At 48.8% G+C, this 6,384-nt stretch carries 9 protein-coding genes; 4 read left to right on the top strand and 5 right to left on the bottom strand.

All coding sequences use genetic code 11. From position 1 onward, the window contains the following. From IMQ48_RS10975 to pspA, 5 genes are all read right to left on the bottom strand, one after another. Positions 1-924, bottom strand: a 924-nt coding sequence (locus IMQ48_RS10975) for an alpha-amylase family glycosyl hydrolase (protein ID WP_255545217.1), incomplete at its 3' end; no start/stop codon positions are given. Positions 925-1,088: 164 nt separating this feature from the next. Then, positions 1,089-1,319, bottom strand: a complete 231-nt coding sequence (gene pspD, locus IMQ48_RS10970; protein WP_196209052.1) for a phage shock protein PspD — start codon at positions 1,317-1,319, stop codon at positions 1,089-1,091. An 8-nt stretch (positions 1,320-1,327) separates the two neighbouring features. Beyond that, positions 1,328-1,687 carry an envelope stress response membrane protein PspC gene (gene pspC / locus IMQ48_RS10965; RefSeq protein WP_196209051.1) on the bottom strand — a complete coding sequence of 120 codons (360 nt, stop codon included), beginning with the start codon at positions 1,685-1,687 and terminating at the stop codon, positions 1,328-1,330. Continuing rightward, positions 1,687-1,911 (bottom strand): envelope stress response membrane protein PspB, encoded by a 225-nt coding sequence (gene pspB / locus IMQ48_RS10960; protein WP_135321972.1) that lies wholly within the window; start codon positions 1,909-1,911, stop codon positions 1,687-1,689. Before pspB ends, pspC begins: the two co-directional genes overlap by 1 nt. 54 nt (positions 1,912-1,965) lie before the next feature. Beyond that, entirely contained in the window at positions 1,966-2,634 is a 669-nt protein-coding gene (gene pspA, locus IMQ48_RS10955; protein ID WP_135321973.1) for a phage shock protein PspA, read from the bottom strand. Between the two features lie 155 nt (positions 2,635-2,789). Here pspA and pspF point away from each other — a divergent pair, with 155 nt between their 5' ends. The 4 genes from pspF (at position 2,790) to IMQ48_RS10935 (ending at position 6,312) form a co-directional block, all read left to right on the top strand. Next, positions 2,790-3,779: a phage shock protein operon transcriptional activator gene (gene pspF / locus IMQ48_RS10950; RefSeq protein ID WP_196209050.1), complete on the top strand. Its 990-nt coding sequence runs from the start codon at positions 2,790-2,792 to the stop codon at positions 3,777-3,779. A gap of 388 nt (positions 3,780-4,167) precedes the next feature. Continuing rightward, positions 4,168-4,563, top strand: a complete 396-nt coding sequence (locus IMQ48_RS10945; protein ID WP_196209049.1) for a RidA family protein — start codon at positions 4,168-4,170, stop codon at positions 4,561-4,563. Positions 4,564-4,589: 26 nt separating this feature from the next. Further along, entirely contained in the window at positions 4,590-5,558 is a 969-nt protein-coding gene (locus tag IMQ48_RS10940) for a threo-3-hydroxy-L-aspartate ammonia-lyase (protein WP_196209048.1), read from the top strand. 124 nt (positions 5,559-5,682) lie between these two features. After that, on the top strand, positions 5,683-6,312 hold the full coding sequence (locus IMQ48_RS10935; protein ID WP_196209047.1) for a transcriptional regulator: 630 nt from the start codon (positions 5,683-5,685) through the stop codon (positions 6,310-6,312). The last annotated feature ends 72 nt before the right edge of the window (positions 6,313-6,384 follow it).

Raw genomic sequence — 6,384 nt, 5'->3', positions numbered from 1 at the left:
CGGCAGCGAGAACTGGTACACCATATGCGCCTCATCCCGTCCATTACCAAAGTAGGAAATATTATCTTTATGCGGGACGTTCGTTTCGGTGATGATGGCAGTACCCGGCGCTGCATAGTCTGCAATTGCGCGAAATAATTTAATTAGCTGGTGTGTTTTTTCCAGATGGATACACGTGGTACCAGGTTCTTTCCACATGAAACCAACAGCATCCAGACGGACGTAGTCTGCGCCCTGTTCAAGATAGCTCAGCAGTACGTCGACCATTGCCAGCAATACCGCCGGGTTCTCATAGTTGAGATCAATCTGGTCATCGCTAAACGTCGTCCACAAATGACGTATCGTATTATCTTTCAGTGTAAATGGAGAGAGTAAAGGTAATGCCCGGGGACGCGTTACGTTGCTCAGGTCAGTTTTCGGATCCATCGCAATAAAGAAATTCTCATAGCCATCAACCTGCTGCAAATAATTATTAAACCACTCACTTTTAGCTGACATATGGTTGCAAACAAAATCAAACATCAGCCGACTGGATTGACTTAATTGCTTAATGTCATTCCACTCCCCTGTTTCTTCTGCCACCTGATGGTAATCAATCACTGAAAAACCATCATCCGATGACCACGGATAAAACGGTAACAAATGCACATGAGAAAATGTTGACTTAAGCCACTCATTGTAAAATTGATTAAACGTCAGGAGGGGTTTTTTATCTGCACTATGAAATTGATCGGCGTAGGTAATCAACACCACATCGCTCTCATCCCAATGTGTTTTACGTGCTTTAGTAATTAATTTCCGTGACTTTTCCAAACGCGAAATCAGCGCATCAGAGTGGGCAGGAGTAAATGAATCCCCATAGACTTCAGTCAAACAATTTTGGATTTTGTGAATCACCTTAATTTCTCGTGGTAGCGGTCCCATGGAGCAAGAGACTACTCTGCACAAAATAAGCTGTCAATCATGTGAGGTGTTCTGAAGAGGGGATATAAAAGAATTTTGGCAGCCTAAAAATCGTATTTGTGAGCTGCCGCAAATTAATAGAGAGAATGTTGATTAGTTGTTGCGTGAGGATGCTGTATCGGATATCAGGATTGATTTCCAGAATAACGTTTCGACAGTTTTGCCGCCAGGCGACTCAACAGAGGTTCGAGTACCAGTGCCAGCAACATTTTCAGCGGACGGCGAGCGACGGATTTTACCGCCCACCCGGCGACGCCTGCCGGACCGTAGCGAAGAGCCGTAAACAGAACCAGCTTACCTGCTATTTTAACACCAGGCTTCACCCTCTGCCCGGCACGTTGCCAGCGATTGTTCATCTCAAACCTCACAATTGACGGAAGCGACTGCGCAATGTGAAGGTATCAGACGTCACATAACGCTCCATTTCCCGCAAACGATTTTCACTTGCCGCCAGTTCGCGGTCAACGGCATCCAGCAGTTCACCGCTGGACGGTTGCTGTTCACCGGTAGCTACATTGTCCGGCATCGGATCCAGCACAAAAGTCAGGATGATATAGGCCACCAGGGTGAAAAAGGCCAGGCCAAAGAAAATCGACAGCACCACCAGAATCCGCACCAGTTTCACCGGTACGTCGAGATAGTGCGCAATGCCTGCGCAGACGCCTTTCACCATGCCCTGCTGCGGAATACGCCACAGTTTTTTGTTCAGATTAACGCCACCCATTAGCGGTCCCTCCAGTTAGGATGTTCTGCATCCAAAATGTCTTCCAGCGTCTGAATGCGCTCACGCATGCGCTGCGCTTCAGCATTCAGTTCCACTAAACGCTGCTGTTCGCTTTGCGACAATTCGCCGCGACTGGAACGGTTGCTGTAATGCAGCCATAACCAAATCGGTAAAACAAACAGCACAAAGATGGTTAACGGGATGGCCAGAAATAGCGCGCTCATGAGTACTCCTTACAGGTGATGAGCGGCGGCGCGTTCGGGCGCCGCCAGATATTATTATTGCTTGTCTTGCTGCATTTTGGCTTTCAGTTGTGCCAACTGCACGCTGATTTCATCATCCGCTTTCAGATCGGCGAATTGCTGATCCAGCGATTTTTGCTTGCCAAAGTTATGGCTTTCAGCTTCGGCTTCCATATGGTCGATACGACGCTCAAAAGACTCAAAACGCGCCATGGCTTCATCCAGCTTACCGCTGTCCAGTTGACGACGAACGTCACGTGAAGAACTGGCGGCCTGATGACGCAAGGTTAACGCCTGCTGACGAGCACGGGTTTCGCTGAGTTTATTTTCCAGTTCACCAATCTCTTTTTTCATGCGTGACAGCGTGTCATCAACCAGGGTCACTTCATGCTCCAGAGAGGTAATCAGGTCGGTCAGCTTCTGCTTTTCAATTAAGGCTGAGCGCGCCAAATCTTCTTTCTCTTTGCGCAGTGCCAGTTCCGCTTTTTCCTGCCACTCAACCTGTTGCGCGGTGGCCTGTTCAATACGGCGGGATAACTGTTTCTTTTCCGCCAGCGCACGCGCCGAGTTCGAGCGCACCTCAACCAGCGTATCTTCCATTTCCTGAATCATTAACCGCACCAGCTTCTGCGGATCTTCAGCCTTTTCCAGCAACGCATTGATGTTGGCGTTCACGATGTCGGCAAAACGAGAAAAAATACCCATAATGTAATCCTCACTTACTGTTCTGATATCGGGCGATGCCCTGCTGCTGTGTTAATGCAGGTTGCGTGCCAATTTTTCAATTCATTGATTATAAAGATAATTGTTAATTTTACCTGATATCAAAATTAGGGTACATTGGTGAATAACACTAACAAATGGTGAATTTCATCATGACCGGATACAAAGACAACCTCCTCGGCGAAGCCAACAGTTTTATCGAGGTACTGGAGCAAGTTTCTCAGCTAGCCCCGCTGGATAAGCCGGTGCTGGTGATCGGTGAGCGAGGAACGGGTAAAGAGTTGATCGCCAACCGCCTGCATTACCTCTCCTCGCGCTGGCAAGGACCGTTTATTTCGCTTAACTGCGCGGCACTCAATGAAAACTTACTCGATTCAGAACTGTTCGGCCATGAAGCTGGCGCCTTTACCGGCGCTCAGAAGCGTCATCCCGGGCGCTTTGAACGTGCCGACGGCGGGACGTTGTTTCTTGATGAACTGGCCACCGCTCCAATGCTGGTGCAGGAAAAACTGCTACGCGTGATTGAGTACGGGGAACTGGAACGCGTCGGCGGCAGCCAACCGCTACAGGTCAACGTACGTCTGGTCTGTGCAACCAACGCCGATTTGCCTCAGATGGTCAGTAAAGGTACATTCCGCGCCGACCTGCTCGACAGGCTGGCCTTCGATGTGGTGCAACTCCCTCCATTGCGAGAGCGCCAAAGCGACATCATGTTGATGGCCGAGCATTTTGCTATTCAGATGTGCCGCGAGATTGGCTTACCACTGTTTCCTGGTTTTAGCCCGCAGGCCAGAGACACCCTTCTGCAGTACCGTTGGCCGGGTAATATTCGTGAACTGAAAAATGTCGTCGAGCGTTCCGTTTACCGCCACGGCACCAGCGAGTTTCCGCTGGATGAGGTCGTAATTGACCCTTTCAAACGTCACTCTGTGCAACCTCAGGTGCAGGAATCTCGCCCCGCGTTGGTGGCGCTACCGCTGGATCTGCGCGAATTCCAGCAGCAACAAGAAAAAGAATTTCTGCAAACCAGTTTGCAGCAGGCCAAATTTAATCAGAAAAAGGCGGCCGAATTACTCGGGCTGACCTACCACCAGCTACGCGCATTGCTTAAAAAACATCAGATTTAGGGGGCCTGGAGCCCAATCTCACACCTACGCCCGTTGCCAGGAGTCTTTTATCCGACGGGCCATATTCTGTGCATTAACGTTTACTTAATGTCTTATCTTATACATAAAATATTATTCCTTATTAATCTGAACCCTCCGCCTTATCAAGGGACTGACGATGCTAAAACCATTGCCTCCATCTCTATCTGGTGCCCTTTCTGTAACTTTATCCCCATAAAATCAGCATTTCTTGCGACCGTCTTAGGTTAAGGCGAATGCTTAAAATTCATCACACGATCGCCTGTGGTGAAAATGGGTACTAGCCGAAAGTAAAATGATGATGTATAAAACAATACAAACAGTATTATTTTATACAAAATGAATCACTAATCATGCAAGGAACTCGCTCATGCCCACAAACATTACGCTGAACTCAACCACAGACAGTTTCCCACCTGCAGGCCATTACTCGCATAGTGTAACTGCCGGAGGATTCGTCTTCATTTCAGGACAGTTGCCCGTCACCATTGACGGTGAAAAAAAAGCAGATGCATCTTTTGAAGATCAGACCCGACTGGCTCTACAGAATGTTGACGCTTGTCTGGCCGGTGCGGGGATTTCTCGTCAGCAGCTGGTGTCAGTCCGCGTCTACGTGACGGATATCAACCAGTGGCCGACATTTAATCGAATCTATGGCGAGTGGATCGGAGATTTCCGCCCTGCCCGTGCTGTCGCTGGCGTATCAGAGCTTCACTACGGCTTTGCCTTAGAAATTGAAGCGATTGCACTGGCACAACATGCATGACTTATAACTGTATACAGGTGAGCAAAATGACTGAAATAACACTACCTGATTATAACGATATTGCCGCTGCGGCAGAGCGCATCAAAGGTTACGCTAACCAGACACCGGTAATGACATCGCGAACGGTTAATGAAGAATTTGATGCCGAAGTCTTCTTTAAATGCGAAAACTTCCAGAGGATGGGCGCGTTCAAGTTTCGCGGAGCAATGAATGCGCTACGCCAGTTTACGCCACAACAGAGGGCTACTGGGGTCGTGACATTTTCGTCCGGGAATCATGCACAAGCCATCGCTTTATCCGCAAAGTTGCTTGGCATTCCGGCGACAATTATCATGCCGCATGATGCCCCGGCAGCAAAAGTTGCAGCCACGAAAGGGTATGGCGGAAACGTTGTGATTTACGACCGCTATACCGAAGATCGAGAAAAAATTGGCCGAGATCTGGCAGAAAAACAAGGGCTGACGCTGATCCCGCCTTATGATCATCCACACGTTATTGCAGGTCAGGGCACTGCGACAAAAGAACTGATTGACGAAGTCGGTCCGCTGGACGTGCTTTTCGTTTGTCTGGGAGGCGGTGGCCTGCTATCAGGTTCCGCGTTGGCAGCACGACACCTGTCTCCAGACTGCATCATCTATGGCGTAGAGCCTGAGGCCGGTAACGACGGACAACAGTCGTTTCACAGCGGCAAAATTGTTCACATCGATACGCCGAAAACCATTGCAGACGGTGCACAGACTCAACACCTTGGGCATTATACGTTCCCGCTGATCCAAAAAAATGTTAACGATATTCTGACAGTTTCAGACACTGAATTAGTCACCTCAATGAAATTTATCGCTGAACGAATGAAAATTGTCGTTGAGCCAACTGGCTGTCTTGGTTTCGCCGCCGCGAGGGCGCGAAAATCTGAGCTTCGTGGCAAAAAAATCGGCATTATCCTCAGTGGAGGAAACGTTGATATCAGCCGCTACAGTGAATTTCTGGCAGGTTAATCAATCAGGTATCTGCCACGCAGATACCTGATTCCTGTATGCACATTCCCGTCTGGATAAACGGTGCCAGGAAGCTGTAAACTGCGCGCAATAATGGCAACAGGCATCACTGCAGGAGACTGGCATGCCAAATACCGACAATAATTCGCTGCTCAGCCAAATTGATATTATCGCTAAGGGGTTGAGCGATACCTTTGCGCCTTTTTGTGAAGTGGTTGTTCATGACCTCAAAAATCCTGAACATGCAATTTTATCCATACACAATAATCTTTCTGGACGTAAAACCGGCCAACCGGCAACAGAGCTGGGTCTGGCACGCATCGCATCACCTGACTTTCCAACTATCATTGCCAACTATAGCAATCAGTTTGCCGACGGCAGACCGGTAAAAAGCACCTCAATTGGCATCAAGGACGAAGAAGGTAAATATGTAGCAGCGCTATGCCTTAATGTTGATATGACGCTTTTTCGCGGTATGCAGAGCGCGCTTGCACGCTTTACAGAAACCGAAATCTCACCGGTGAACGAACACATCGATCCCGGCAGTAATGAGGTGATTCGCCAACGTATTGATGACTTTGCCGCAAAACGCGCAACGACGGCACGAGCCCTGAAAATAGCAGACAGAAAGGAACTGATTCAACAATTACGCAAGGAAGGTTTACTGAACGTACGAAAATCTATGGATACGGTGGCGCAGCATCTTGGCGTATCCAGGGCAACCGCCTACCTCTATGCCCGTCAGGCGCGTTAAATGAGTGAATGAGCCTCGCTTGTGGTGCGTCGCTGAAGTGAGTTCCACGTTTATTGCAGGTCAGATCGGGCG

The sequence above is a fragment of the Citrobacter sp. Res13-Sevr-PEB04-36 genome (assembly GCF_015672735.1).
GTDB lineage: Bacteria > Pseudomonadota > Gammaproteobacteria > Enterobacterales > Enterobacteriaceae > Citrobacter.
The sequence above is the reverse complement of the archived record's forward strand: the minus strand, read 5'-3'. Positions and strand labels throughout refer to the sequence as shown.